Consider the following 23412-nt stretch of genomic DNA (forward strand, 5'->3'; position numbering starts at 1 on the left):
GCGCCGTCGTGCCCGCGCGCCGTCGTGCCCGCCTCCGTCGTGCCTGCGCTCCGTCGCGGGGCGTACCTGACGCGTCCGCGCCGCCCCGCGTCATCGTCTCGGCTCATCTGCTTCCCGTCGGCTCCGCATATGGACCGGAACGCGGCAGATGAGCCGACAAGACGGGCTGACAGGGGAGCAGCGGGGTGGTGGCAGGGGTGCGGACGGCGATCGAGACGGCAGAGCAGGCCCGGGCGGCATCGCGCCGATCAGCCGGATGTCAGGCGGTGAGGAACCAGAACCAGATGAGCAACAGCGTCACGACGAATCCGGCGAACTGATTGAGCCACAGGAATCGGTCCCATCCGCGCGTGACGGTGTGCGCGGTGGCGTCGGTCACGTTGCGGAAGGGCCACACCGTCGCGAGGTACGGCACGGCGACGACGACCGCGAGCGGCCCGGGCCACGCCGTGACGAGCATCACGAGACCGGCGGCGGCGTAGCATCCCAGCGCGAACCAGACGGTGAATCGAGCGCCGCGCACGGTCGCGATCGACGAGATGTCGGCTTCGCGGTCGGCGACCACGTCCTGAACCGCACCGAAGGCGTGCGAGGCGACTCCCCAGAGGGCGAACGCGACGATCACGGCGACCAGCTGCCACGTCCACACCGCACCCGCCAGCACGAGTCCGTACACGGCGGGCGCGAAGAAGTGGATGCTGCTGGTCAGCGAATCCGCGAAGGGCCGCTCCTTCAGGCGCAGGGGCGGAGCGCTGTAGAACACGACGAAGAACAGACTCAGCAGAAGCACCGCCCACGACAGCGGCGATCCGACCACGACCAGAAAGACGACGAACGGCAGGCAGGAGAGTGCTGCAGCCCACAGCGTGATCCGGTGCATCCGGCGGTCGAGAACGGCCCCGTGCGCCCCGCCCTTGCGGGGGTTGCGCAGGTCGGATTCGTAGTCGAAGACATCGTTGATGCCGTACATCGCCAGGTTGTACGGCACGAGGAAGAACAGCGTGCCGACGATGAGGGTCATGTCGATCTCGCGGGTGGTGAGGAGGTACGCGGCCGCGAAGGGATATGCGGTGTTGATCCAGCTCACCGGTCGCGACGACAGGAAGAGCTGGCGGACGACGCCGTGGTCCGTGCGCGTCACGGCGTCTCCTCGCGGGGGCGTCGGGCGAGCAACGTCGCGATCGCCGGAACCAGGAATGCCGCGCACACCGCGTACGAGAGGTCCTCGATTGGGGCCAAGCCTATGCGGATGCCGCTCAGGTGCTCGTCGGGGTAGGTGAACAGGTCGGCGGCGATCATGATGTTGTCGAAGACCGCCGTGAGGGCGATGAGGACCAGCGCGGTGATCGACGAGACGGCCATACGGCGCCCGAATCGTGGTCGCCGGATGGTGGCGAGCGTGACGGCGACGGTGACGAGCAGGAACGGGAGCACGAGGAGCGGATACGTCACGCGGTGTCCTCCCGTCGCGAGAACCACCGGTTCACGCCCCCCGCGACGACGAGCGCGAGATAGCAGAGGAACGCGAGGAAGAACGGTTCCTCGAGCGGCAGATGCGGCGCGAGGTCGACGCCGAGCAGCGCCGGGCTGTCGCCCTTGACGAAGACACCGAGCGCGATGCCCGCGGCATCCCATGCCAAGAAGAACACGGTGCCGACCATCACGGCGATGAGGGTGCGGTTCGGATGCCGCCACGCCGCCAACCGGAAACGCGCATCGAGCGCGGCGACGCCCGCCGTGCTGACGAGGATCGCGGCGAGGTACAGGCCGGGCATGCTTATAGGCTCGCATGCCGCGGTGACGGCAGCGGGCCCGCGGAACGATCTCCACGGAGGCGCTTGACGACGAGTTCGGCGGAGATGAGGCACATCGGAAGCCCGATCCCCGGGAGGGCGGACGTTCCGGCGTAGAACAGATCGCTGACCTTGCGCGAGGCGTTGCGCGGACGGAACATGGCGCTCTGGCGCAGAGTGTGGGCGAGTCCGAGCGAGTTGCCGCGCCACGCGTTCAGGTCGGATGCGAAATCGGCGGGGGCGATCGTGCGCCGCACGACGATGCGCTCGGCGAGATCCGGGATGTCGCACCAGTCCGCCATCTGGGCGATGACCTCGTCGGCGGCGCGCTCGATGACGTCGTCGCCCGCGCCGTCGACGCCGCCGTGGCCGAGGGAGGGGTCGGCGGGGATCGGGACCAGCACGAAGATGTTCTCGGTGCCTTCGGGGGCGACGGTGTCGTCGCTCGCGCTGGGCTTGCAGACGTAGAACGACGCGGGGTCGGGGATGCGGGTGTCGCGCCCGAAGATGTCACCGAAGTTCGCTCGCCAGTCTCGGGTGAAGACGAGGGTGTGATGGGCGAGCTGGGGGAGTTCACCGTCGACGCCGAGGAGGATGAGCAGGGCACCGGGGCTCGGCGTGCGTGATTCCCACCAGCTCTCCGGGTAGCTCTGCAGGTGAGGGGGCAGGAGGGCGGTTTCGGTGTGGTGCAGATCGGCGGTCGAGACGACGATGTCGGCCTCGAGTCGGGTGTCGTCGGCGAGACGGATGCCGGTGGCCCGCGCATCCGTCGTGGTGATCTCGGCGACGGGAGAGGACGTGCGGATATCGACGCCCTGCGCACGGGCGAGTCGCTCTATCGCGGCGATGACCTCGGTGAAGCCGCCGCGGGGGTAGAGCACGCCCTCTTCGAGGTCGAGGTGGCTCATGAGGTGGTAGAGGCTCGGGACGCCATAGGGGGACCCACCGAGGAACACCGCAGGGTATTCGAGCACCTGGCGCAGGCGGATGTCGCTGAACCGGCGTTCGACGTGCGAGGCCAGCGTGCGTGTCAGCAGCGGGGCAAGGGTGGGGAGGCGCTTGAGGAGCGCGGGATCGCGCAAGCCCGCGGTGGTCTCGTAGGTGTCATAGAGGAAGCGTGTGACCGCGAGGCGGTACGCGTCGGATGCCGAGTCCAGGTACCGGTCGAGCGTCTCGCCCGCGCCGGGCTCGAGCGATTCGAAGAGGACACGGGCGTTCTCACGCCCGGAACGGACATCGATCGGAGCGTGTCCTTCGCTGTACACGCGGTACGCCGGATCCAGCGGCACGAGGTCGAGCTGTTCGGCAGCGGATGTGCCGAGGAGTGCGAAGAAGTGGTCGAACACCTCGGGCATGAGATACCAGCTCGGTCCGGTGTCGAATCGGAAGCCGAGGTGTTCCCAAGAACCTGCTCGACCGCCGAGGTCATCGCGCGCTTCGACGAGGGTGACGCGGTACCCCTCGGCGCCGAGGAGTGCCGCGGTGGCGAGCCCGGCGATTCCGCCTCCGATGATGATGGCTGATCGGTCGCTCATGCCCGATGCTCCCGCGGCGTCGCGCGCATGACGGCGCGGGCGATGATGGCGGCTTTCACGGGATCGGGAACGCGCACGCGTCGTCCTTTCTCGACGGTGCGGCGCAGTCGGGTCGACAGGGCCGCGAACAGATCGTGGGCTGCGGTCACGGCGCGGCGGCAGTCGCTCGGGAGGTCGGGGACGGTCGCCGCCGCCGCCGCGAGATCGGCATCGATGCGGTCGAGTACGGCGGTGCGGCCCTCGGCGTCGTCGATCGCGAGATAGTCACGCCCGAGCGACTGTTCGTCGTGGTCGAGGTCGCGCAGGAAGTTGACGTCTTGGAACGCCGCGCCCAGGCGCCGCGCGCCCTCGACGAGGTGGGCGGGTGCGGGCTCTGGTCGATCTGCACCGGCGTTCACGAAGATCTGCAAGCACATGAGCCCGACCACTTCGGCGGAGCCGTACACATAGCTGTCATGGGATGCCGCGTCGTGCGCTGTCGTCGTCAGGTCGGTGCGCATCGAGGCGAAAAAGGGGCCGATGAGGTCTTCGGTGATGCCGCACTCGCGCGCCGTACGGGCGAACGCATGCACGACGAGGTTGGCGCTGAACCCGCTGTCGATGGCGGCGAGGGTCTCGCGTTCGAGTCCGTCGAGCACCTTCTTCGCGTCGTCGGCGGAGAGCCCTGCCGCTTCGGCGGATCCGTCGACGATCTCGTCCGCCACGCGTACCAGCGCGTAGACGTTGCGCACGTGGGGGCGTACGCGGGCGCCCAGAAGGCGGCACGCGAGTCCGAACGATGTGGAATAGCGTGCGATGACGGTGGCCGCCGCATCCGCTGCGGTTTTGTCATAGAGCGCCAACCCGGTCGGCTCACCGTGGCGCACACCGCGATCGGTCATGGCACCCTCCCTGCGATGCGGTCGGCGAGCCGATCGAGCAACAGCGTCGCCTCGGCCGGGAGGGCCGCGTCGTCCGCCGTACGGCGCACGCGCGCCAGTGTGTCGTCGATCAGATCGCGCAGTCGTTCGCGCGCACCGCTGGCTTCGAGTTCGCGCTGGGCGTCGCGCACGGCGATGGGGCCGGTGTAGGCGACGAGAAGGGCGTCGTTCACGCGCGCCCACGCTGTCGATTCGCGGGCGAGTGCCACCAGGGGCGTCTGTTTCGCTTCGCGCAGGTCGGCACCGCTCTCGCGCCCCGCATCGGCGGCCGTGCCGAAGGCTCCGATGAGGTCGTCGACCAACTGGAACGCCAGCCCGAGGTCGCCCGCCGCGGCCTCGAGCACACGTCGTGCGTCCGCGGGCGCTCCGGCCAGGACGGCACCGGCGGCGAGGGGTGCGCGAAACGAGTACACCGCCGTCTTGTTGAACGCGGTCGCCAGTGCCTCGTCGGCGCGGGTGTCGGCGGGGATGACGCTGTTCTCGACATCGGCGAGCTCTCCGGCAGCGGAGACGTAGACGGCGTCGTCGAGGAGATCCAAGAGGGTACGGCGGGTGGCCGTGTCGACGTCGGCGGTGGCGACGAGGCGAGTGGATTCGTGGAGGAGGAGGTCACCGGCGAGGATCGCCGCGGTGTCGCCGAGCCGCGCCGCACCGGAGTCGCCGGCTCCCGCGCGGCGGGCGCGCTCGCGGAACTCGCCGCCGATGTTCGGGATGCCGCGACGTTCGGTGTCGTTGTCGATGACGTCGTCGTGCACGACGAACGCGGTGTGCAGCAACTCGAACGCGGTGGCGACGTGGTAGACCTCGGGAGAGTCGTCGATGTCGCCGCCGAACGCCTCGAAAGCTGCGGTGACGAGTGCGGGACGAAACCTCTTGCCCCCCGTCGCGGCGCGGGCGATCGCGTCACCGAGGGCTTCGAATCCGCCACCGAGGCGTGCTGCCTGGGTGCGGGTGCGGTCGAGGGCTTCGGCGATCGCCGTGTCGATCCGGGTCCGGTCGCGGACGTCGATCATGAGGCTCGTCGCTGCGCCACGGGCTGTTCGAAAAGTCGCAGCTGGCGGGCCTGCAAGACGAGCCACGGGCTGAACGCCCAGGGGGTCGTCTCGAGCGAGGAGCCGAGGTCGGCGGGGTCCACCCAGGTCATATCGACGACTTCGTGAGGGTTGGGCGTCGGGTCATCCGATGTCCGCGCTGTGTACACCGGGCAGACCTCGTGTTCGACGATGCCGTTGGCGTCGGTTGCCCGATAGCGGAAGAGGGGGAGGGCGAGTTCGATGTCGGTGACAGTGATCCCCAGCTCGAACTCCGCTCGGCGGTGCACGGCCGACAGGACAGGCTCGGCCGGTCGCGGGTGCCCGCAGAAGGAGTTCGTCCACACTCCGGGCCAGGCGGTCTTTCCGAGCGCCCGGCGCGTCACCAGCACCTGGCCGGCGTCGTTGAGCACGTGGCAGGAGAAGGCCAGGTGCAGTGCGGTGTCTGTTCCATGGACGCTGCTCTTGGGCGCCGCGCCGATGGCGTTTCCGTCGTCGTCGAGCAGGATGACCTCGTCGATGTCCGTCATCACGTCCTCCTAATTCGCTAGATTAGCTAGCGATCACCTCTCGGTCGATGCTACAACGGAGGACCAGGGGGTGTCCATATGACCCGAAGAGCAGCACCGCAGACTCCGCACGGGCACGCAGTGCTCGATGTGTTGTTCGCCGTACGCGCCTTCAGTGACGCCATGGATCGCATGCACAGTGGCATGAAGGGCGACATGGACATGAACGCGTCCGACCTCGCGGCGCTGCGGATGCTGACGATGCGGGAACAGCAGGGGATTCCCGTCAGTCCCCGCGATGTCGCCGCGCATCTGCGGATCTCGACCGCCTCCACGACGAAGCTCATCGACCGACTTGAAGAATCAGGCTTCGTGGAACGCCGCCCGCATCCTCATGACCGTCGCGCGCGGATCGTGGCGCTCACGCCCGATGCCCGAGCGGAATTCTTCCGCCACTTCGGGGAGCGGCTGGCGGTCATGCGTCGCGTTGCCGAACGGTACGACGAGCGAGAGCTGGGACTTGTCACGCGGTTCCTCGACGAGGTGTCGGGGGCGATGGACCCGCCTCGAGATGCGACGCAGTGATTCCCGTGCTAGGCTCTTTACTTGTGCCGCGGGGTGGAGCAGCTCGGTAGCTCGCTGGGCTCATAACCCAGAGGTCGTAGGTTCAAATCCTGCCCCCGCAACAAATGAAGGCCCCTGATCTGGGATTTCCCGATCGGGGGCCTTCGCCTTTCCCCGCGGAGCCACCCGTCGCCATGCGCACCCAGGTCCGCGAGACTCCGACTTCGTGGCGATAATCGCCCGCTGCGGGTGATTCTCACGGCGGGTAATTCTCACGCTCAGAAGCAATTCTCGCGGTCGGAGGGACACGCCGTTGCTGTTTGCCGGTGCGTGCGGCGAAGATAAAGGGATGCGAACGCCGCTTGCGAACACGGGTGATACCCGTCCGGACGGGCGCGACGAGTCGTCCGACGAACGCGCCGACCGCAATTGGATCGATCTGCTGCAGGAGCTGCGGGTGCTCCAGACCGGCACACAGATCCTCACCGGCTTTCTGCTCGCGCTTGCGTTCCAACCCGCGTTCGCCGATCTCACTGCGGCCCAGCGCGCCTTCTATCTCGCCCTCGTGGTGCTCTCGGCACTCAGTGCGATCGTCGCCCTCGCACCGGTCGCGGCGCACCGTTGGCTGTTCCGAAAGCGCGCAAAGCCCTCTGTCGTGACGTTCGGACACATCGCGCTCGTCATCTGTCTGGTGACGGTGTCCCTCCTGCTCATCGGTGTCGTCGCGTTCGTCTTCGACGTGGTCGTGGGTGGCGCCTCGATGTGGTGGGCAGCGGCCGCGCTCGGCATCATCCTCCTCGGGCTGTGGGTCGCCGTCCCTTCGATCACCCGGTTTCAGAAGGAAGAGGAATGATGTCGGAAACCACCGCGATCGGTGTCGCGCAGTTCGCGCCGATGGCCGACGAGGCGGCGAACCTCGAGTCGATCGCCGATCTCGCCGCGACCGCCGCGGCGCGCGGCGCGCGGCTGGTCGTCTTCCCCGAGTACTCGAGCTATTTCATCGATCCGTTCGACGAGTCTCTCCTCGCGCACGCCCAGGACCTCGATGGGCCGTTCACGCGAGAGCTGGCCCGCATCGCCGAGCGCCATGACCTTCATATCGTGGCCGGTCTCCTCGAACGCGCGGACGACGGACGGCGCGTCCGCAACACGGTGGTCGCCGTCGGCGCAGAGGGCATCGTCGCGTCGTATCGCAAGCAGCATCTGTACGATGCCTTCGGCCAGCGGGAGTCCGATTGGGTCGAACCGGGAGCGCTGGCCGACCCGCAGACCTTCACCGTCGACGGGCTGACGGTCGGGCTCATGACGTGCTACGACCTTCGGTTTCCCGAGGTTGCCCGCACGCTGGTGGACGCCGGTTGCGAGGTCATACTCGTGCCGGCCGAGTGGGTGCGGGGTGCGCTCAAGGAGCATCACTGGAAGACGCTGCTTGCAGCACGGGCGATCGAGAACACCGTGTTCGTGGCCGCCGCGGATCATCCGCCCCCGCTGGGAGTCGGGCTGTCCGCGATCATCGATCCGCAGGGGGTCGAGATGGCGGGGGTCGGCTCCTCCACGGATGTGGCGGTGGCCCATCTCGATCCCGCGGCGGTCGGCCGTGTGCGCCGGGTGAACCCCGCGCTCGCGCTGCGCCGTTATACGGTCGTCCCGCGAGACTGACGCCGGGGCCTGGTCAGGAACGGAGCAGCGCCAGGCGTCCCACCGCCTGCTCGATCACGTCCGTGCGCTTGCAGGCGGCGAACCGCACGAGTGTGGCGACCTCGGAGCGTCCCTCAGGCGTGCTGAACGCGGTCAGGGGGATGCCCACGACGCCGGTACGGCGGGGGAGGGCACGGCAGAACTCATCGGCGTCGGTCGCGCCGAGCGGGGCAGCATCTGCGACGGTGAAGTACGAACCGGACGGCGTGGACACGTCGAACCCCGCCGCACGCAGACCCGCACCGAGGATCGCGCTCTTGTCGCGCAGCGCGCCCGCGATCGAGGCGAAGAAATCGTCCGGCATGCGCAGTCCGGTAGCGATCGCGGGTTGGAACGGGGCTCCGTTGACGTAGGTGAGGTATTGCTTCACCGCAAGGATCGCGTCGACCAGTGGCGCGGGGCCGCTCAGCCAGCCGATCTTCCACCCTGTCGTGGCGAAGGTCTTCCCTCCCGACGAAATCGTGACCGTGCGGCTCCAGGCACCCGGTTCTGACGCGATCGGCACATGTCGACCGTCGAACACGAGGTGTTCGTACACCTCGTCGGTCACGATGATCGCGTCGTGGTGCTCCGCCAGCCGCACGATTTCCGTGCGTACCTCGGCAGAGAAGACGGCGCCTGTGGGGTTGTGGGGGTCGTTCACGAGGATGACGCGCGTGCGGTCGGTCACCGCGTGCGAGAGTTCGTCGAGGTCGGGCTGGAAATCGGGCCAACGCGACGGCACCGTCACCAGGCGCGCCCCCGAGAGTGCGGCGGCTGCCGCATAGGCGTCGTAGAAGGGCTCGAACACGACGATCTCGTCGTCGGGGCCGTCGATGAGGGCAAGGAGCGTGGCCGCGAGCGCTTCGGTCGCGCCCGCGGTGACCAGGATGTCGCGGTGCGGATCGAGCGCGATGTCGTAGAAGCGCTGTTGGTGCTCGGCGATCGCATGAAGCAGATCGGAGGTGCCGCGTCCCGGAGGGTACTGGTTCACACCGTCGGCGATCGCCCGTCGCGCGGTCTCGAGCACGACGGTCGGACCATCCTCGTCGGGAAATCCTTGTCCGAGGTTGATCGCGCCGGTTTCGGCCGCCAGGGCCGACATCTCGGCGAAGATGGTGGGGCGAATGGTGCCGTCGGCGTCGACGAGACCGGCCCCCTGCGCGGTGCGCCGCCAGGCGCCGGGGATCTGATGCATCCTGTTCACGGTACTCGCCTTGTACAGGCCGATCACATAGTCCGATCCCATCCGCACCATAGGAAGCGCACAGGATCGAGCGGCATGGTGGACAGTGCTTGGCAGAAGGAGCATCCCATGAGCGACACGCAGGACGACCGCCCGGTTGACGAGACCCCCGAGAGCGCCCACCCGGCGGAGACCCCCGCTTCGAGCAATATCCCGGCCGAGGGTACCGCGCAGCCTGTCGACGCCCCCGCGTCGACCGCGGACGCGCCCCAGAGCCCGGTGGCACCCCCGGTTCCCCCCGCGCCGCCGGTTCCCCCCGCGGGATACGTCCTTCACGGTCAGGCGGCGGGTCAACCCGCACAGCGGCCCACCGGCGGATACGCCGGGACGCCGTACGCCGGCCGGCCGCTGGGCGCCCCCGACGCCCACGGCTCGGCCTTCGGTGCGACGGGCGACAAACAGCCCACGCAGCCTCTCGGTGGCACGCCCACCGGCGTAGCGCCTGCGGCGACCGCTCCGCGGCAGAAGATCGGCGCGGGAAAGGTCGTGGCGCTGTTGGTCGCTGCCGCGCTCGTCGGCGGGTCGGCGGGTCTGGGCGGAGCCTATGCCGGGGCGACGCTCTTCGCGCCGGAGACGACGTCGACGGCCTCGGGTCCCTCGACGGTGACGGTCAACAACGCCGACTCGGTGACGCAGACCACGGCCATCGCCGCGAAGGTCGTGCCGAGTGTGGTCACGATCGAAGCGGCCGGTCAAGGCGGTTCGGGTACCGGATCGGGCGTGATTCTGACGGAGGACGGCTACGTCGTCACCAACACCCACGTCGTGACGCTCGACGGTGCCACCGGCGACGCCGCCGTGCGTGTGACGACATCCGATGGTCGGGTCTTCGATGCCGAGATCGTCGGGACCGACCCCCTCTATGACCTGGCCGTCATCAAGCTCGTCGGCGCCGAGGCTCTGACGCCCATCGAGATCGCCGACTCGGCAGACCTCAATGTCGGCGACACGACCGTCGCGGTGGGTGCGCCGCTGGGGTTGGCGAACACCGTCACGACCGGCATCGTCAGCGCGCTCAACCGGTCGATCGAGATCGCCTCCTCGGCTGCTCCCGATGCCACAGAAGGCGAAGACCTCGGCGAGGATGAGCAGGCTCCTCCCTTCTCGTTCGACTTCGGTCAGGGGCAAAGCGGCGCGCAGACCGCGGAGAGCATCAAGATCTCGGTGATCCAGACGGATGCCGCGATCAACCCGGGAAACTCCGGCGGTGCACTCGTCGACGCCGAAGGGCGCTTGATCGGAATCAACGTCGCCATCGCCTCGACCGGCGGAACCTCGGGTGAGGCGGCAGGATCGATCGGCGTCGGCTTCTCGATCCCGTCGAACGTCGTGGAGCGGATCACCGAGGAACTCATCACGGATGGATCGGCCAGCCACGGCCTCCTGGGTGCGAGCGTCCAGTCGGCGGCGTACGTCGAGGGCAACACGATCACCGGCGCATACATCGCCGAGGTCGTCTCCGGCGGCGCCGCCGAAGCCGGGGGCCTGCGGGAGGGTGACATCGTCACCGCGTTCAACGGACTGCCGATCACCGACTCGGTCGACCTGACGGCGCAGGTGCGCGCGGCCGCTGCGGGAAGCGATGCGACGGTCACGTTCGTGCGCGACGGCCGCACGCAGACGATCGACGTCGTCCTCGGCGAGTTGCCGTAACGGCTCCCGCGTCGGATCAAGGACGCCACCCCGCGATAGGCTCGCGGGGTGGCGTCCTTCTCATTCGGCGCGGGGAATGCGCGCAAGCTCGCCGCCGTGCCGTTGTATGTCCTGGGACGCATCGCCACGTTCATGATCCCGCGCTCACGGGCCGCCTGGGTGTTCGGATGCGGCGCGGGGATCGGTGACGGTGCGCTCGCGCTGTGGCGCGCGGCAGACGCCGCGGGGATCGCGTCCACGTGGCTCGTCGGGTCTGAGAGCGAAGCCGAACACGCGGATGCGGCGGGCATCCCGCACGTGCGCAAGGGGACGTGGCGGGGGTTCTGGCGTACGGCGCGTGCACGGGTCGTGGTGGTCACGCACGGATTCGGCGACGTGAACCGCTACGCCGTTTCGGGTGCTTTCATCGTGCAGCTGTGGCACGGCATCCCGCTGAAACGCATCGGTCTCGACTCGCCGGAGACGCTTCGCGTTCCGCAGGCCATCGAACGCGCGCCCTTCGTCGCTGGACTCGCCCGGCGTGTGTTGCGGACGATGTTCGCCGGCGCGGCGCGTCGCATCCGCATCTTGCCGGCGGCATCGCATCTCGTGCGCGGGCGGCTGGAATCGGCTTTCGGGTTGTCCGATGCCCACATCGTCGTTTCGGGTGAGCCCCGCGTCGATGTGCTGTCGCAGGGGGCCCCCGAGTGGCGACGCACGCGAGCCCGAGAGGACATCCATCGGCTCACCGGTGCCGACGTCGCCTCGCGATTCGTCTTGTACGCCCCGACGTGGCGTGATGGCGCCCCCGATCCGGCGGTGCCGACCGCGGCCGAATGGCGTGAGATCATCGGTGTGCTCGATGACGCCGATGCGACGCTGATCGTGCGTTCCCACCCGCTCGGCGCGGGCGCCTATGTGCCACCGCTGGAGACCACGCGCGTGCGCCCTCTCGGCAGTGACGTGGCCCCCGACATCACGCCACTTCTGCCGGGCATGGACGTATTGATCACCGACTATTCGTCGCTGGCCTACGATGCCGGCCTCGTCGCCCTTCCCGTCGTCTATCTCGCGCCCGACGTCGAGGAGTACGCGCGCACGAGGGGGTTCTACGGGCGCTTCGCGGATGTCGCGGGTGAGGCCGTTCCCACGACGTGGCTCGCCGCGGCCACCCGCCTGCGCGTTGTGCTGACCGACGACGACGTGCACGCCTACGAGCGCCGCCGCTCGGAGGATCTCAGCCGACACGTGCACGCGTTCCGTGACGGGAACAACACCGAGCGGGTTCTGCGTGCGATCCTGGCGGGGATCGCCGAGGACGACCGCCGAAGGGGACGCCGATGACCGATGCGCGGTTCGAGACCGAGGGCGAAGCCCCACGCCTGGTGTTGTCCGGTGCGGGCCCGCGTCCGGACTCGGTGACGCTTGTGGGGCCGCGCGCCCGGACGACGGCTCGTATCACGGGCCGCGGCAAGACGTGGCGCGCGGTGATTCCGCTGGTCGCCGCACGGTGGGGCGGTCCGGCGCTACCTGTGCCGACGGGAACCTACGAGTTGGCGATCGAGGGGATCGACCCCGACGATCCCGCGCCGATCGCGTGGACGCAACTGGGTGTTCTGCGCGCGTGCCTGGACGGACGCACCGTACGCATCGGCCCTCCGGTCCACCCCGCCTACGACTCGGGTGAAGGGCAGGACGCGTTGGAGCGGCGGTACGCGACGCGGCCGGGCGGGCTCGAGAACGCCGTCTTCTTCGAGAGCTTCTACGGCCGCAACGCCAGCTGCAACCCGCTGGCGATCGATCGTGAGTTGGCGCGTCGCGCACCGGGCGTGACCCGGTACTGGAGCGTGGTCGACATGTCGGTGCCCGTGCCCGAGGGGGCGATCCCCGTGGTGGACGGCAGCCCCGACTGGTGGCGGGCACGTGGAGCTTCGCGTCTGTTGGTCGTCAACGACTGGCTGCGCCGCCGGTTCTCCCGGCGCACCGGCCAGATCGTGGTGCAGACGTGGCACGGCACGCCCCTCAAGCGACTGGCTCTGCACCGGCCGGGATTCGACCCTCGACGCATGCTCGCGGTCGCGCGGGAGTCTCGCCGCTGGGACGTTCTTCTGGCGCAGAACCCCTATGCGGCGCGCATCCTCGGCAAGGCGTACGCATTCCTCACACGACCGATCTGGGTCGAGGGGTATCCCCGCAACGACATCCTCACGGTGGGTGACGACGGGCGGACGCGCGTCGACCTCGGGATCGGTCCCGACGAGCGGGTCGTGCTCTACGCTCCGACCTGGCGCGATGACCGCGAGGAGATCGTCGATTTCCTCGACCCCTCCGCGTTGGCGCGCGAACTCGATGCGGTCGTGCTCGTGCGGGGACACTCGCGCACGATCCAACCGGGTCGTGACGCCGAAGGTCCCAGGGTTCTGGATGTCACGGGGTTCCCCGATACATCGCGTCTGCTGTTGGCTGCCGACATGTTGGTGACCGACTACTCGTCGGTGATGTTCGACTTCTCGGTCACGGGCAAGCCGATGTTCTTCCTGACACCGGACGTCGAGCATTATCGCGGCGAACTGCGCGGCTTCTACTTCGATCTCGCCGCCCATGCGCCGGGTGCCGTCGTGTCTTCGCACGCAGAACTCGTCGAGGCGATCACCGCACACGACCCTGCCGTGTACGCCGAGCGCTACGACGCCTGGCGGGCGCGCTTCAACGCCAGGGACGATGGGCACGCCGCCGAGCGGGTCGTCGCGCGCATCCTCGATCAGGGATTCGTCGATATCGACTGACGGGTCAGGGCAGCGGCGTATTGCGGTCGGCGAGGCGTGAGGTGTCCACCGTGTCGTCGGCCCCACGCAGCAGACCGACGATGAAACCCGAGCCCCACGAGAGGTGCATCGTCGGTAGGACCGCCGCCGTCCACAGCTTGTCACGCCATCCGCTGCCTCCCCCCGGACCCACCGCCACGCCGACGATGACGGCGATGTAGACGACGAGAGGCAGATAGACGACGGATGTCGCCAGCGCCCACCATCCGGTCACGACGCCCGCCGCCTGCAACACGGCGACGACGATCGCGACGCCGATGACGGCGACCAGGAGCGGAGGAGCGAAAAACCGCAGGGAGTTGCCGCGACCGAAGCGGCGCACCAGTTCGCCTCGCCATCGACCGGTGGCGACGAACTGTCGGGCCAGGCGCGACCAACTCTCGCGCGGCCAGTAGGTGACGGCGAGGGTGGGGTCGAACCACACGCGGTAGCCCGCGCGACGGATGCGGAGGTTGAGTTCCCAGTCCTCGCCGCGGCGGATCGTCTCATCGAACAGCCCCACTTCGGCGAGCACGTCCCGGCGCATCACGCCGAGGTAGGCCGACTCGGCTTCTCCTTCCGTCGTGCCCCCGTGATAGGCGCCGCCACCGAGACCGATGGGGGAGTTGTAGGCACGTGCGACGGCGCGCTGGAACGGGGTGCGGCCTTCGGCCCGCATGACGCCGCCGACATTCGCCGCGCGGACGCGGTCGAGCGTGTCGACAGCGCGCCGCGCGTAGGACGGTTCGAGTTCCGAGTGTGCGTCGACCCGCACGATCGTCGGATACGACGCCGCGCGGATGGCGAGGTTGAGTCCGATCGGGATGTCGGCTTCGGGATTGTCCACAAGCCGGATGCGGTCATCCTCGCCCGCGAGTCGGCGTGCGAGCTCGTTGGTGCCGTCGGTGGACGGGCCCAACGCGAGGATCAGTTCCATGGGGCGCTCGACATCTTGCGCCAACACGGTGCGGACCGCCGGTTCGAGGTAGCCGCGTTCGTTCAGGACGGGCATGACGAACGACACCCCCGCGTCCTCGGGGACGGCGGGGGCGTCACGCCGTCCGCGATCCACCTCATGCACGACTTGATCATGTCACGTGCTGCCGTAGGTACCCTGGAAGGGTGGCAGTCGTCTCCGACGTGAAGAAAGCGGTCGCGCTCGTACGCAAGGCGGTGACGAACCGTTCGGCGGCGAAGTCAGCGCGTCGCGCGCTTGCGGCGGCTCCACGGCATCCGAATGATCACTTCCGGGTCGCGGTCTATTTCGCGGACGGTGACGTGAACATGTACCAGATGCGACAGTGGTACCGCCCGCTGCAGGAACTGGCCAAGACTTGGCCGGTCGTCGTCCTCAGCCGCGCCGCGACCGGAGCGCGCGCCCTTGCCGCCGAGGGTGTGCTTCCGACGGCGTTCGTCCCGACGGTGCGCGATCTCGAACGGTACCTCGCAACGCAGGACATCCGCGTCGTGCTCTACGTCAACCAGAACACTCGGAACTTCCAGATGTTCCGTTACGGGCGACGGTGGCACGTGTTCATCAACCACGGCGAGTCCGACAAGATGTACATGACGACCAACCAGTACAAGGCGTACGACTACGCGTTCGTCGCCGGCGATGCCGCGCGCGAGCGGTTGACCCGTGTGCTGTGGGACTACGACGTCGAGGCGCGCACGATCGAGATCGGACGCCCGCAGGCCGACCACTATTCGGGGCTCCTGCCGTACACACCCGATGGTCGGACGGTCGTGTTGTATGCGCCGACGTGGGAGGGCGACCGTCCCTCTGCCCATTACGGATCCATCGTCACGCACGGTGAGAGTCTCGCGCGGGCCGTCCTTGCCTCGCCCGACCACCGATTGATCTATCGCCCGCACCCTCGGTCGGGGGTCGTGAACAGGGAGTACGGAGCCGCTCACGCGCGCATCGTGTCGGCGATCGCCGCCGCCAACGCGGCCGATCCCGCGGCGCAGCACGTGTTCGACGACGGACCGGAGCTCGGATGGCAGCTCGCGGCGGCCGACGTGGCCGTCGTCGACATCTCGGCAATGGTCTACGACCGCCTCGCCGCCGACCGTCCGCTGCTGATCACCCGGCCCGTCGACCCCGAGGCCGCCGTCGACATGCACGGCTACCTCTCGGCCTGTGAGTGGCTGGATGCCGCGGACGCCCCGGCGATCATCGAGCAGGTTTCCCGGGTGCTGTCCGACCCCGATGCGACGGCGCGCCTCGAGCACTGGGTGCGGCACTACTTCGGCGACACGGCGCCGGGGGCGGCGACGCAGCGGTTCCACGGCGCCGTGCAACACCTGATGGACGAGTGGGAGCGGTGGCACGTGCGCGCTCTGGACGCGTCGGGCGATGACCTGACCGAGACCGACGAAGCGGAGCTCGACGACGACCCCGTCGCCTGACGCCGCTCACCGCGGCGCGACGTGTTCGACGAGGCGCCTGATGGCCCGCAGCGGAATCGAGACCCACGTCGGGCGGTTGCGCGACTCATAGATCGCCTCATAGAGGGCTTTGTCGAGTTCGAGTGCCGCCAGGAGGGGAGCGGCAGCGTCGAGGTCGACCCCGGTGACCGTCGCCCACCCGTCGAGGAAGGCGTCGCGCGCCGACGACGCCCAGGCGCGCGTGCTCTCGGCAGCGCGATTCGGGTCGTCGAGGCGGATGGATCCGGCGACGTAGTCGAATGATCGCCGCATGCCGGCGATGTCGCGCAGAGCGAGATCGGGCCGGCGTCGCTCAGCCATGGGGCGCAGTGGTTCTCCCTCGAAGTCGAGGAGGATCCACGCACCGGTGCGCACGCGGAGCACCTGGCCGAGGTGATAGTCGCCATGGATGCGCTGGGCGTCGGGCCAGAGGGCTGACTCGGCCTGCGTGTAAACCGCTTCGATACGCCCACGCAGGTCGGCGATCTGCGGTACCTCGGCGATCGCGATGCCCAACCGGCGCTCCCACGTCGCACGGGTGAGGGCGCGTGCTTCGTCGTCCATCCGCTCGGTGGGGAAGAGGCCTGCCAGCGCAACGTGCACCTCGGCGGTGGCGGCGCCGAGCGCTCGGGCGGGTTCGCGGAAGTCTTCACTCGCGGCCGCCGCCGCGAGGGCGACCCGCCACGCGTCTTCGACATCGGGGAGGAATTCCTGCGCGAAGACGAGGGACCCGGTGACGGAGCCGTGCGCCGTCGCCAGGTCGGGCCAGCGCCCTTCGACGAAGCCGAGGGCGCGGGGGACGGCCGGTGACCCGGCGCGTGCGAGCGCCGACGCGAGTTCGATATCGGGGTTCAACCCGGGGTGCACCTGCCGGTACAGCTTGCAGATCATCGGCGGGCCGCCGTCTACCCCGCCGAAGATGATCGATGTGTTGGACTGCTCGCCGACCAGGACCCGCGCGTCGTCGGGATCGGCGTGGGCGGCATCCGGGCCGGGATGGCCCGTCGCTTCCGCCTGCGGACCCGCGCCACGCCGACCCTCCGTGACGAGCCGTGCGAGGGCTGAGGTGTAGGCGGGGTCGAACGCTCCGTCGATGAAGGTGGTGCCGGGTTCGGGGCTACCGACGATGTGGTCAGGCGGGGCGTCCACATCGGCGGTCGCCCGGGCGACGATCGGGATCTGGTAGAGCACGACGGGAAGCGCTCCCTCGTCGGCGACCAGGTAGGTGCGGATGCTCGTGTCGGGCTCTGCCGACGGCGCGTCCATCTCCCACCAGGCGACCAAGCGCAGGCTCGGTGGTCGGCCTTTCGCCGCGTACCAGCGTTGCCGCGGCATCCATGCAGCAAGGCACGCGAGCGTACTGTCCATAGGTGCGAGAGTATGCCTCACCGCGAGCGGTGTCGAGCAGCTCTGCAAGCGCTTGCAGCGTTACCGGCGCGGCAGAGGAGCGCGTCGGTGCTCCGCTCAGACGAAAAGGTTCGCGCGCTCGAGGTCTTCGGCGAAGTCGACCTCGACGGCGTACAGGTCGGAGATGTCCATCGGGCGCAGGCGCAGGCCGTCCTCGGCGATGGCCAGTTCGAGGCCGCGCTCGAAGTAGTCCTGGTCGTCGACGCGTGACAACTGACGCATGAACGCGCGCTTGTCGCGAGCGGCGATGAAATTGATGCCGACGGCTTCACCGATGCCGCCGTCGACGGTCTTGGACAGCTGCGACACGAACCCGTCGGGGGTGACGGTGTACTTGACTTCCTCATCGCTCACCTTGGCGGTGTTGACGGTGACGAATGACTGTTCACGCTCGATGAGGCCGATCGCCCGTCCCAGGATGCGCGGATCGAAGACGACATCACCGTTCATCCACAGCACGCCTGCGCGCCCGGTCTTCGTCAGGGCGCGCAAAAGGCTCTTGGACGTGTTGGTCTGGTCGTACCGGTCGTTGTAGACGTAATCGACGTCGGGGAAGGCCTCGACGATGGTCTCGGCGCGGTAGCCGACGACGGTGGTGATCCGCGCGACGGTTCCGAAGGCGGCGCGGATGTTGTCGTGCTGCTGCTGCATGATGCTGCGGCCGTCCGAGAGCTCGGTCAGCGGCTTGGGCAGGCTCCGCCCGAGACGCGAGCCCATGCCCGCGGCGAGAATGACGGTCTGAAGAGTCACAGTCTGCTCCTGGAGTGCGAGGTTCATCGGCGGTTCACCGAATCGACACTCCTTCGTGCCGGGTTCATGGTAGCGGTGGTGTCTGGGAGTGTGCATAATGCGTGACCACCGTTTTCGTTTCGTGATATTACGCCGCGGGTGACTTGCGGTTCGTCGACTCGGGTAAGTGGGGAGTGGGTTGATACCGTTGTACGGTGACAGCCTCCCTTCCGATGCCGCACGAGCCGCAGCCGAACGACGAAACGGGCTCGAGCGCGCACTCGGGAGACACGAACATCGTGGAAATCTCGAGCGGAGGACGTTCGGGGCCGGGAACGAACGCGAAGAAGAGTGCCGCGTCGAACGCCAAGAAGGGCGCGGGCCAGGAGAAGAAGCGTCCGGCGACTGCGAAAAAGCGTCCCGCGTCGAAGCCCCGCTCTGCCGCAGCGCGCAGGCCGGGCGCGAAGGACTCCGGCTCGGCAGCGACGACTCCCGGGCCGCCGCCGCCGCTTCCTCCTGAGTTCGTCGGACCGCGCCCGACGGGCGAGGACGATCTCGTGATCCCGCCGCGACCGGACCTTCCACAGGCATCGGCCGACGAGATTCCCCCCAAACCTGCGCTACCCACACCCGATGCCGAAGGGTCGACCGCCGAAGAGACGGAGGCCGTCCAGGAGGCGTCGAAGATCACGCCCGCTGCCGACAGCGCCGCGTCAGCCGACGAGCCGGTGACGGACGAGCACGCGACCGAAGAGCCGGTGACGGACGATCAGATGGCCGAGGAGACTTCGGCCGAAGCGTCGAGCGACGGCGCTTCCGACGAGCCGTCTGTCGAGGACACCCCCGCAACCGACGCGCCCACGGACGACGTGCCCGCCGAAGAGACACCAGCGGACGAGGTGCCTGCCGCGGAGGCGCCGGACGTGCCTGCCGACGAAGCGCCCGCCGGCGAAGGACTCGCCGACGACGCGCCGGTTGGAGAAGCGCCCACCGACGACGTGCGGCCCGAAGACGCGACCCTCGAAGACTCGACGGCTGACGAACGTGCCGATCACGCCACCGCCAACGACATCGACTCCGACCCCGCCGCGGTGGCCCTGGCATCCGTCCTCGGTGACGACGCGGACGAGCCCGACGGTGCCGATGGCGCGATGCTCACCCTCCGCGGCGTCTCGAAGCGGTTCGGTGAGACTCGAGCCGTCGAAGGGATCGACCTGACGATTCCCGCCGGCACCTTCTACGGACTCGTCGGCCCGAACGGTGCGGGCAAGACGACGACGCTCTCGATGATCGCGGGCCTTCTGGCTCCCGACAAGGGCGACATCCGCGTGGGCGCCGACGATCTTCCCTCGGGATCGCGCGCGGCGAAGCGACTGATGGGCGTGCTGCCGGATCGACTTCGCACCTTCGATCGGCTCACCGGTCGCCAGCTGCTGTACTACTACGGCGTGCTTCGAGGGCTGAAGCCGGCCCTCGTCGAGAGCCGTACCGTCGATCTCGCACGTGTGTTCGACCTGACCGATGCGCTGGGCCGCGTCGTCGCCGACTACTCCGCGGGCATGTTGAAGAAGATCATGCTCGCGGGCGCGATGATCCACTCTCCCCGGGTCCTCGTCCTCGACGAACCGTTCGAGGCGGTCGATCCCGTGTCGAGTTCGGTGATCCTCGACATCCTGACCGCCTACGTCGATCACGGCGGCACGGTCATCCTCTCCAGCCACGGCATGGACCTCGTCGAACGCGTCTGCACACGCCTGGCGGTGATCGTCGCCGGCCAGGTTCTCGCCGAGGGGACCATCGACGAGGTGCGCGGTGAGCTCACCCTCGAGCAGCGCTTCATGGAGCTCGCGGGCGGCATCGGCGACGTGGAGGGCCTGGAGTGGCTGCACACGTTCTCCGACTGAGGCTGGCGCTGCTGGTCGGCGCCCTGCGCGGAGGGGTCGGTCACGCCGCGCGCGCCGGTGTCGGCCTGATCGTCCTCGCGGCCGCGGTCATCGCCGCGTGCTGGGCGCTGACGTCGCTGGCCGACGGTCCCGCCGACGTCCTCTTCGTGGTGACGGTCCTCGCAGGCTCCGCACTCACGCTCGGCTTCGTCCTCGCTCCGGTGATCGCCGGGGGCGACGACCCGCTCGATCCGCGTCGATTCGGGGTCCTGGCCCTCGGCTCGGGGTCGCTGGCGGCGACCCTCGTGCTGGCCGGATTCCTCAGCGTTCCGATCCTCTCCCTCATCGTGGTCTCCGTCGCCGGCGCCGTCGCGTGGGGCGAACAGGATGTGGCGTGGACGATCGGCGTGCTCAGCGTCGTGCTCGGTTCGCTCACCTGCGTTCTGTTCGCTCGCGTCTGCTTCGGCCTTTCGGCGCTGTTCGTCAAGGAGCGCCGCTCGCGCGAACTCACCGGCCTCTTCGGTCTCGCGATCGTCGTCATCGTGGTTCCGACCGCGGTCTTCGTCGCGTCACAAGAGTGGAACGGTCAGGTTCCCGTTGCGCTCGCCGACGCAGCCGCGGTGCTCGCCCTCACCCCTCTCGGAGCGGCCTGGGCTCTTCCTGGTGAAGTCGCCGAAGGCGGAACCGACTCCTGGCTCGTGTTCGGGATGGCGGCACTGACCGTCGCCGCGCTGTGGTTCGCGTGGCGGTGGACGGCCGGGCGCCTTCTCTCGACGACCGAACGTCCCGTGAGTGTGCGTGAACGTGCCGGGCTCGGGTGGTTCTCGTTGACTCCGGGAACGCCCGCCGGGGCGATCGCGGCGCGAAGCCTCCTGTATTGGTCGCGCGACCGCCGCTACCTCGTGAACCTGGTCGTCGTGCCGATCGCCGCCGTCGTCACGGTCATCCCGTTGTTGATCGCGGGCGTGCCGTTCGAGATCGCCGTGCTCGTTCCCGTGCCGTTCGCCGCACTGTTCCTCGGCTGGCTGCCCCACAACGACCTTGCCTACGACTCCAGCGCGGTGTGGATGCACATCGCCGGGGGCGTCCACGGCGTGGCCGATCGTGTCGGACGACTGGTGCCGGTGTTGTTGCTGGGCGTGCCGTTGCTGGCCGTGGCCGTTCCGGTGGTCATCGCTTTGAACGGCGACTGGCGTCTGCTTCCGGCACTCGCCGGTGTGAGCGTCTCGCTCTTCTTCGCCGCGCTCGGGCTGTCGAGCATCGCGTCCGTCGTCGCCCCGTACGCCGTGTCTCGCCCGGGGGAGAGCCCGTTCCAGCAGCCGCAGCGCACGGGATCGGGCGGTGCGATCGCCCAGGCGCTCGTCATGGTCGGATCGATCGCGGTCTCCACTCCGGTGTTGCTGTGGGCGTGGGAGGCGCTGATCGATGACCCGGCGATGTCCGATACCGCGATGTGGGGCGGTATCGGCATCGGGCTGGGCGTCCTCATCGTCGGCGTTGCGATCGGCGCTCTCGCGTTCTCGCGTCGCGCGGGCCGGATCATGGAGTTCGCCGAGTCGACCTGATGGCCCGCGCCACCCGGGCGGGCCGACGGTCTCGCGGTTAGAATGCCCGGTATGAGTACACCCCTCGACAGCCCTGAATCCGGTGGCACTGCGACCCTCGACCGGGAGCTCGAGGAGCTTCTCGAAGAAGAGGCGATCGAGCCGGGTGACCACGAGCGGTTCTCGCACTACGTCAAGAAGGACAAGATCCTCGAATCCGCGATCACCGGAAAGCCGGTGCGGGCACTGTGCGGAAAGAAGTGGACGCCGGGTCGCGATCCGGAGAAGTTCCCGGTGTGCCCGACGTGCAAGGAGATCTACGAATCCCTCATGAGCTGACGCTCACTCGAGGTCGACATACACGCTCGGGATGGCGGGATCCGACTTGCTGAGGGCGAGCCCCCGAACCGGAAGCTCCTCGCGGACGCGTTGATGATGCCCGCGCGCCGCCTCGACTCCCGCTGTTCCTTCGTGAGCGGCGTCGATGTCGCCGCCACGGGCCATCTCGACCTGGAGAGCTCGGGCGTCAGGATGTTCGTCGGCGGTCGCGACGGCGTCGAAGCCGTCGGAGACGACGATCGTCTCGCGCGTGGCGGTTCCCGCATCCAAGACACGGAACGCGGTCTTGCGCCCGCCCCTCGATGACTTGTCGGTCGAGGCCTTCGCCACGGGCACCCACCCTCCTGCGGCGTCCTGTCGTGCGACGAGCTTGTAGACCATGCCGGCGGTAGGAACGCCCGAGCCTGTGACGACCGACGTCCCCACGCCGTAGGCATCGACGGGAGAGGCGGCGAGTGCGGCGATCGCGAACTCATCGAGGTCGCTTGTGACCGTGATGCGTGTGCCGGTGGCCCCGAGTTCGTCGAGCTGCGCGCGCACTTCGGCGGCGACGGTGGGGAGGTCGCCCGAGTCGAGGCGGACACCGCCGAGGCGCGGCCCCGCGAGCCGCACGGCGGTTTCGACACCGTGTCGGATGTCGTAGGTGTCCACGAGGAGCGTCGTGTCCGTCCCGAGCGCATCCAGCTGAGCGCGGAAGGCATCCTCTTCGCAGTCATGAAGGAGCGTCCAGGCATGCGCGGCGGTCCCCATGGTCGGGATGCCCCACGTGCGCCCCGCTTCGAGGTTCGACGTCGCCGTGAAGCCGGCGATGTAAGCCGCGCGTGCGGCGGCAACGGCAGAGCTCTCGCCGGCGCGCCGGGACCCCATCTCCGCGAGAGGGCGATCGCCCGCGGCGATACTCATGCGGGCGGCCGCAGTGGCGACCGCCGAGTCGTGGTTGAGCACGCTGAGGACGAGTGTTTCGAGGATCACGGCCTCGGCGAAGGTTCCCTCGACCGTGAGCACGGGTGACCCCGGGAAGTACAGCTCGCCCTCCCGGTAGCCGCTGATGGTCCCGGTGAAGCGATAGTCCTCGAGATAGTCGATCGTGTGGGCGTCGACGATGTGCTCATCTCGCAGGAATCGCAGCTCCTCATGCCCGAAGCGGAAGTCTCGGATGAGGCTCAGTAGCCGCCCCGTACCCGCGACGACACCGAAACGTCGGCCGCCCGACAGTCGGCGCCCGAACACTTCGAAGATGCACCGGCGGTCGGCCGTGCCGTCGCGCAGGGCGGCATCGAGCATCGTCAGTTCGTAGCGGTCGGTGTGCAGGGCGCTCGAAGCGGGCATGCCGAAAGCCTAGTGAGACGCTGGCGTAGGCTGGGTGATC

The 23412-nt window shown here is 68.7% G+C and carries 22 protein-coding genes and 1 tRNA gene; 11 read left to right on the forward strand and 12 right to left on the reverse strand.

Annotated elements, in window-relative coordinates:
- Nucleotides 1-259: 259 nt before the first annotated feature.
- Genes ACFQZV_RS07710 through idi form a run of 7 tightly spaced genes read right to left on the reverse strand, consistent with a single transcriptional unit; the run spans nt 260 to nt 5809 of the window.
- The gene (locus ACFQZV_RS07710; RefSeq protein WP_378750070.1) at nt 260-1141 is read right to left on the reverse strand and encodes a prenyltransferase; all 882 of its coding nucleotides are present in this window, start codon (nt 1139-1141) and stop codon (nt 260-262) included.
- Nucleotides 1138-1452, reverse strand: a complete 315-nt coding sequence (locus tag ACFQZV_RS07715) for a lycopene cyclase domain-containing protein (RefSeq protein ID WP_378750068.1) — start codon at nt 1450-1452, stop codon at nt 1138-1140. Before ACFQZV_RS07715 ends, ACFQZV_RS07710 begins: the two co-directional genes overlap by 4 nt.
- Entirely contained in the window at nt 1449-1775 is a 327-nt protein-coding gene (locus ACFQZV_RS07720) for a lycopene cyclase domain-containing protein (RefSeq protein ID WP_378750065.1), read from the reverse strand. The genes ACFQZV_RS07715 and ACFQZV_RS07720 overlap by 4 nt, the downstream gene beginning before the upstream one ends.
- Nucleotides 1776-1777: 2 nt before the next feature.
- The gene (gene crtI, locus ACFQZV_RS07725; RefSeq protein WP_378750063.1) at nt 1778-3328 is read right to left on the reverse strand and encodes a phytoene desaturase family protein; all 1551 of its coding nucleotides are present in this window, start codon (nt 3326-3328) and stop codon (nt 1778-1780) included.
- On the reverse strand, nt 3325-4209 hold the full coding sequence (locus ACFQZV_RS07730) for a phytoene/squalene synthase family protein (protein ID WP_378750061.1): 885 nt from the start codon (nt 4207-4209) through the stop codon (nt 3325-3327). Before ACFQZV_RS07730 ends, crtI begins: the two co-directional genes overlap by 4 nt.
- Nucleotides 4206-5261, reverse strand: coding sequence for a polyprenyl synthetase family protein (locus ACFQZV_RS07735; RefSeq protein WP_378750059.1), 1056 nt, complete (start codon nt 5259-5261; stop codon nt 4206-4208). Before ACFQZV_RS07735 ends, ACFQZV_RS07730 begins: the two co-directional genes overlap by 4 nt.
- Nucleotides 5258-5809, reverse strand: coding sequence for an isopentenyl-diphosphate Delta-isomerase (gene idi / locus ACFQZV_RS07740; protein ID WP_378750057.1), 552 nt, complete (start codon nt 5807-5809; stop codon nt 5258-5260). Before idi ends, ACFQZV_RS07735 begins: the two co-directional genes overlap by 4 nt.
- A 78-nt stretch (nt 5810-5887) precedes the next feature.
- Here idi and ACFQZV_RS07745 point away from each other — a divergent pair, with 78 nt between their 5' ends.
- The 4 genes from ACFQZV_RS07745 to ACFQZV_RS07760 all read left to right on the forward strand — a co-directional run bounded on the left by ACFQZV_RS07745 (nt 5888) and on the right by ACFQZV_RS07760 (nt 8011).
- Nucleotides 5888-6373 carry a MarR family winged helix-turn-helix transcriptional regulator gene (locus tag ACFQZV_RS07745; protein WP_378750055.1) on the forward strand — a complete coding sequence of 162 codons (486 nt, stop codon included), beginning with the start codon at nt 5888-5890 and terminating at the stop codon, nt 6371-6373.
- Nucleotides 6374-6400: 27 nt separating this feature from the next.
- Nucleotides 6401-6474: transfer RNA gene (locus ACFQZV_RS07750), tRNA-Met, on the forward strand.
- Nucleotides 6475-6701: 227 nt separating this feature from the next.
- Complete coding sequence (locus tag ACFQZV_RS07755; protein ID WP_378750053.1) at nt 6702-7205, forward strand: DUF6328 family protein; 504 nt, start codon at nt 6702-6704, stop codon at nt 7203-7205.
- The gene (locus tag ACFQZV_RS07760; RefSeq protein WP_378750051.1) at nt 7205-8011 is read left to right on the forward strand and encodes a carbon-nitrogen hydrolase family protein; all 807 of its coding nucleotides are present in this window, start codon (nt 7205-7207) and stop codon (nt 8009-8011) included. The genes ACFQZV_RS07755 and ACFQZV_RS07760 overlap by 1 nt, the downstream gene beginning before the upstream one ends.
- A gap of 13 nt (nt 8012-8024) precedes the next feature.
- On the opposite strand, the gene ACFQZV_RS07765 is transcribed toward ACFQZV_RS07760, so the two are convergent.
- On the reverse strand, nt 8025-9227 hold the full coding sequence (locus ACFQZV_RS07765; protein ID WP_378750049.1) for an aminotransferase class I/II-fold pyridoxal phosphate-dependent enzyme: 1203 nt from the start codon (nt 9225-9227) through the stop codon (nt 8025-8027).
- Nucleotides 9228-9344: 117 nt separating this feature from the next.
- On the opposite strand from ACFQZV_RS07765, the gene ACFQZV_RS07770 reads away from it, so the two are divergent.
- Genes ACFQZV_RS07770 through ACFQZV_RS07780 form a run of 3 tightly spaced genes read left to right on the forward strand, consistent with a single transcriptional unit; the run spans nt 9345 to nt 13693 of the window.
- On the forward strand, nt 9345-10928 hold the full coding sequence (locus tag ACFQZV_RS07770; protein WP_378750047.1) for a S1C family serine protease: 1584 nt from the start codon (nt 9345-9347) through the stop codon (nt 10926-10928).
- A 48-nt stretch (nt 10929-10976) separates the two neighbouring features.
- Nucleotides 10977-12251, forward strand: coding sequence for a CDP-glycerol glycerophosphotransferase family protein (locus ACFQZV_RS07775; RefSeq protein WP_378750045.1), 1275 nt, complete (start codon nt 10977-10979; stop codon nt 12249-12251).
- Nucleotides 12248-13693: a CDP-glycerol glycerophosphotransferase family protein gene (locus ACFQZV_RS07780; RefSeq protein WP_378750043.1), complete on the forward strand. Its 1446-nt coding sequence runs from the start codon at nt 12248-12250 to the stop codon at nt 13691-13693. The genes ACFQZV_RS07775 and ACFQZV_RS07780 overlap by 4 nt, the downstream gene beginning before the upstream one ends.
- Nucleotides 13694-13697: 4 nt before the next feature.
- On the opposite strand, the gene ACFQZV_RS07785 is transcribed toward ACFQZV_RS07780, so the two are convergent.
- Nucleotides 13698-14723 carry a glycosyltransferase family 2 protein gene (locus ACFQZV_RS07785; protein ID WP_378750410.1) on the reverse strand — a complete coding sequence of 342 codons (1026 nt, stop codon included), beginning with the start codon at nt 14721-14723 and terminating at the stop codon, nt 13698-13700.
- 110 nt (nt 14724-14833) lie between these two features.
- On the opposite strand from ACFQZV_RS07785, the gene ACFQZV_RS07790 reads away from it, so the two are divergent.
- Entirely contained in the window at nt 14834-16123 is a 1290-nt protein-coding gene (locus ACFQZV_RS07790; RefSeq protein ID WP_378750041.1) for a CDP-glycerol glycerophosphotransferase family protein, read from the forward strand.
- Between the two features lie 6 nt (nt 16124-16129).
- Here the strand turns inward: ACFQZV_RS07790 and ACFQZV_RS07795 are convergent, their stop codons facing one another.
- Both ACFQZV_RS07795 and ACFQZV_RS07800 read right to left on the reverse strand, forming a co-directional pair.
- On the reverse strand, nt 16130-17509 hold the full coding sequence (locus ACFQZV_RS07795) for a maltokinase N-terminal cap-like domain-containing protein (protein ID WP_378750039.1): 1380 nt from the start codon (nt 17507-17509) through the stop codon (nt 16130-16132).
- 96 nt (nt 17510-17605) lie between these two features.
- The gene (locus ACFQZV_RS07800; RefSeq protein ID WP_378750037.1) at nt 17606-18298 is read right to left on the reverse strand and encodes a phosphocholine cytidylyltransferase family protein; all 693 of its coding nucleotides are present in this window, start codon (nt 18296-18298) and stop codon (nt 17606-17608) included.
- Between the two features lie 194 nt (nt 18299-18492).
- Between ACFQZV_RS07800 and ACFQZV_RS07805 the strand changes: the two genes are divergently transcribed.
- Genes ACFQZV_RS07805 through ACFQZV_RS07815 form a run of 3 tightly spaced genes read left to right on the forward strand, consistent with a single transcriptional unit; the run spans nt 18493 to nt 22043 of the window.
- The gene (locus ACFQZV_RS07805; protein ID WP_378750035.1) at nt 18493-20181 is read left to right on the forward strand and encodes an ATP-binding cassette domain-containing protein; all 1689 of its coding nucleotides are present in this window, start codon (nt 18493-18495) and stop codon (nt 20179-20181) included.
- Nucleotides 20157-21725 (forward strand): hypothetical protein, encoded by a 1569-nt coding sequence (locus ACFQZV_RS07810; protein WP_378750033.1) that lies wholly within the window; start codon nt 20157-20159, stop codon nt 21723-21725. The genes ACFQZV_RS07805 and ACFQZV_RS07810 overlap by 25 nt, the downstream gene beginning before the upstream one ends.
- A gap of 51 nt (nt 21726-21776) precedes the next feature.
- Nucleotides 21777-22043, forward strand: a complete 267-nt coding sequence (locus ACFQZV_RS07815; protein WP_378750031.1) for a DUF3039 domain-containing protein — start codon at nt 21777-21779, stop codon at nt 22041-22043.
- A gap of 3 nt (nt 22044-22046) precedes the next feature.
- Here ACFQZV_RS07815 and ACFQZV_RS07820 read toward each other — a convergent pair whose 3' ends face one another.
- Complete coding sequence (locus ACFQZV_RS07820) at nt 22047-23372, reverse strand: nicotinate phosphoribosyltransferase (protein WP_378750029.1); 1326 nt, start codon at nt 23370-23372, stop codon at nt 22047-22049.
- Between the last annotated feature and the right edge of the window lie 40 nt (nt 23373-23412).

Source organism: Microbacterium koreense (assembly GCF_042677105.1).
Taxonomy (GTDB): Bacteria; Actinomycetota; Actinomycetes; order Actinomycetales; family Microbacteriaceae; genus Microbacterium; species Microbacterium koreense.

What these genes read in the sequence shown, in the direction of transcription:
- ACFQZV_RS07745 (WP_378750055.1), top strand. Translation starts at nt 5,888, where the DNA reads ATGACCCGAAGAGCAGCACCGCAGACTCCGCACGGGCACGCAGTGCTC.
- ACFQZV_RS07730 (WP_378750061.1), bottom strand. Translation starts at nt 4,209, where the DNA reads ATGACCGATCGCGGTGTGCGCCACGGTGAGCCGACCGGGTTGGCGCTC.
- ACFQZV_RS07795 (WP_378750039.1), bottom strand. Translation starts at nt 17,509, where the DNA reads ATGGACAGTACGCTCGCGTGCCTTGCTGCATGGATGCCGCGGCAACGC.
- ACFQZV_RS07780 (WP_378750043.1), top strand. Translation starts at nt 12,248, where the DNA reads ATGACCGATGCGCGGTTCGAGACCGAGGGCGAAGCCCCACGCCTGGTG.
- ACFQZV_RS07720 (WP_378750065.1), bottom strand. Translation starts at nt 1,775, where the DNA reads ATGCCCGGCCTGTACCTCGCCGCGATCCTCGTCAGCACGGCGGGCGTC.
- ACFQZV_RS07760 (WP_378750051.1), top strand. Translation starts at nt 7,205, where the DNA reads ATGTCGGAAACCACCGCGATCGGTGTCGCGCAGTTCGCGCCGATGGCC.
- ACFQZV_RS07770 (WP_378750047.1), top strand. Translation starts at nt 9,345, where the DNA reads ATGAGCGACACGCAGGACGACCGCCCGGTTGACGAGACCCCCGAGAGC.
- ACFQZV_RS07815 (WP_378750031.1), top strand. Translation starts at nt 21,777, where the DNA reads ATGAGTACACCCCTCGACAGCCCTGAATCCGGTGGCACTGCGACCCTC.
- ACFQZV_RS07765 (WP_378750049.1), bottom strand. Translation starts at nt 9,227, where the DNA reads ATGCATCAGATCCCCGGCGCCTGGCGGCGCACCGCGCAGGGGGCCGGT.
- idi (WP_378750057.1), bottom strand. Translation starts at nt 5,809, where the DNA reads ATGACGGACATCGACGAGGTCATCCTGCTCGACGACGACGGAAACGCC.
- crtI (WP_378750063.1), bottom strand. Translation starts at nt 3,328, where the DNA reads ATGAGCGACCGATCAGCCATCATCATCGGAGGCGGAATCGCCGGGCTC.
- ACFQZV_RS07820 (WP_378750029.1), bottom strand. Translation starts at nt 23,372, where the DNA reads ATGCCCGCTTCGAGCGCCCTGCACACCGACCGCTACGAACTGACGATG.
- ACFQZV_RS07755 (WP_378750053.1), top strand. Translation starts at nt 6,702, where the DNA reads ATGCGAACGCCGCTTGCGAACACGGGTGATACCCGTCCGGACGGGCGC.
- ACFQZV_RS07735 (WP_378750059.1), bottom strand. Translation starts at nt 5,261, where the DNA reads ATGATCGACGTCCGCGACCGGACCCGGATCGACACGGCGATCGCCGAA.
- ACFQZV_RS07785 (WP_378750410.1), bottom strand. Translation starts at nt 14,723, where the DNA reads ATGCCCGTCCTGAACGAACGCGGCTACCTCGAACCGGCGGTCCGCACC.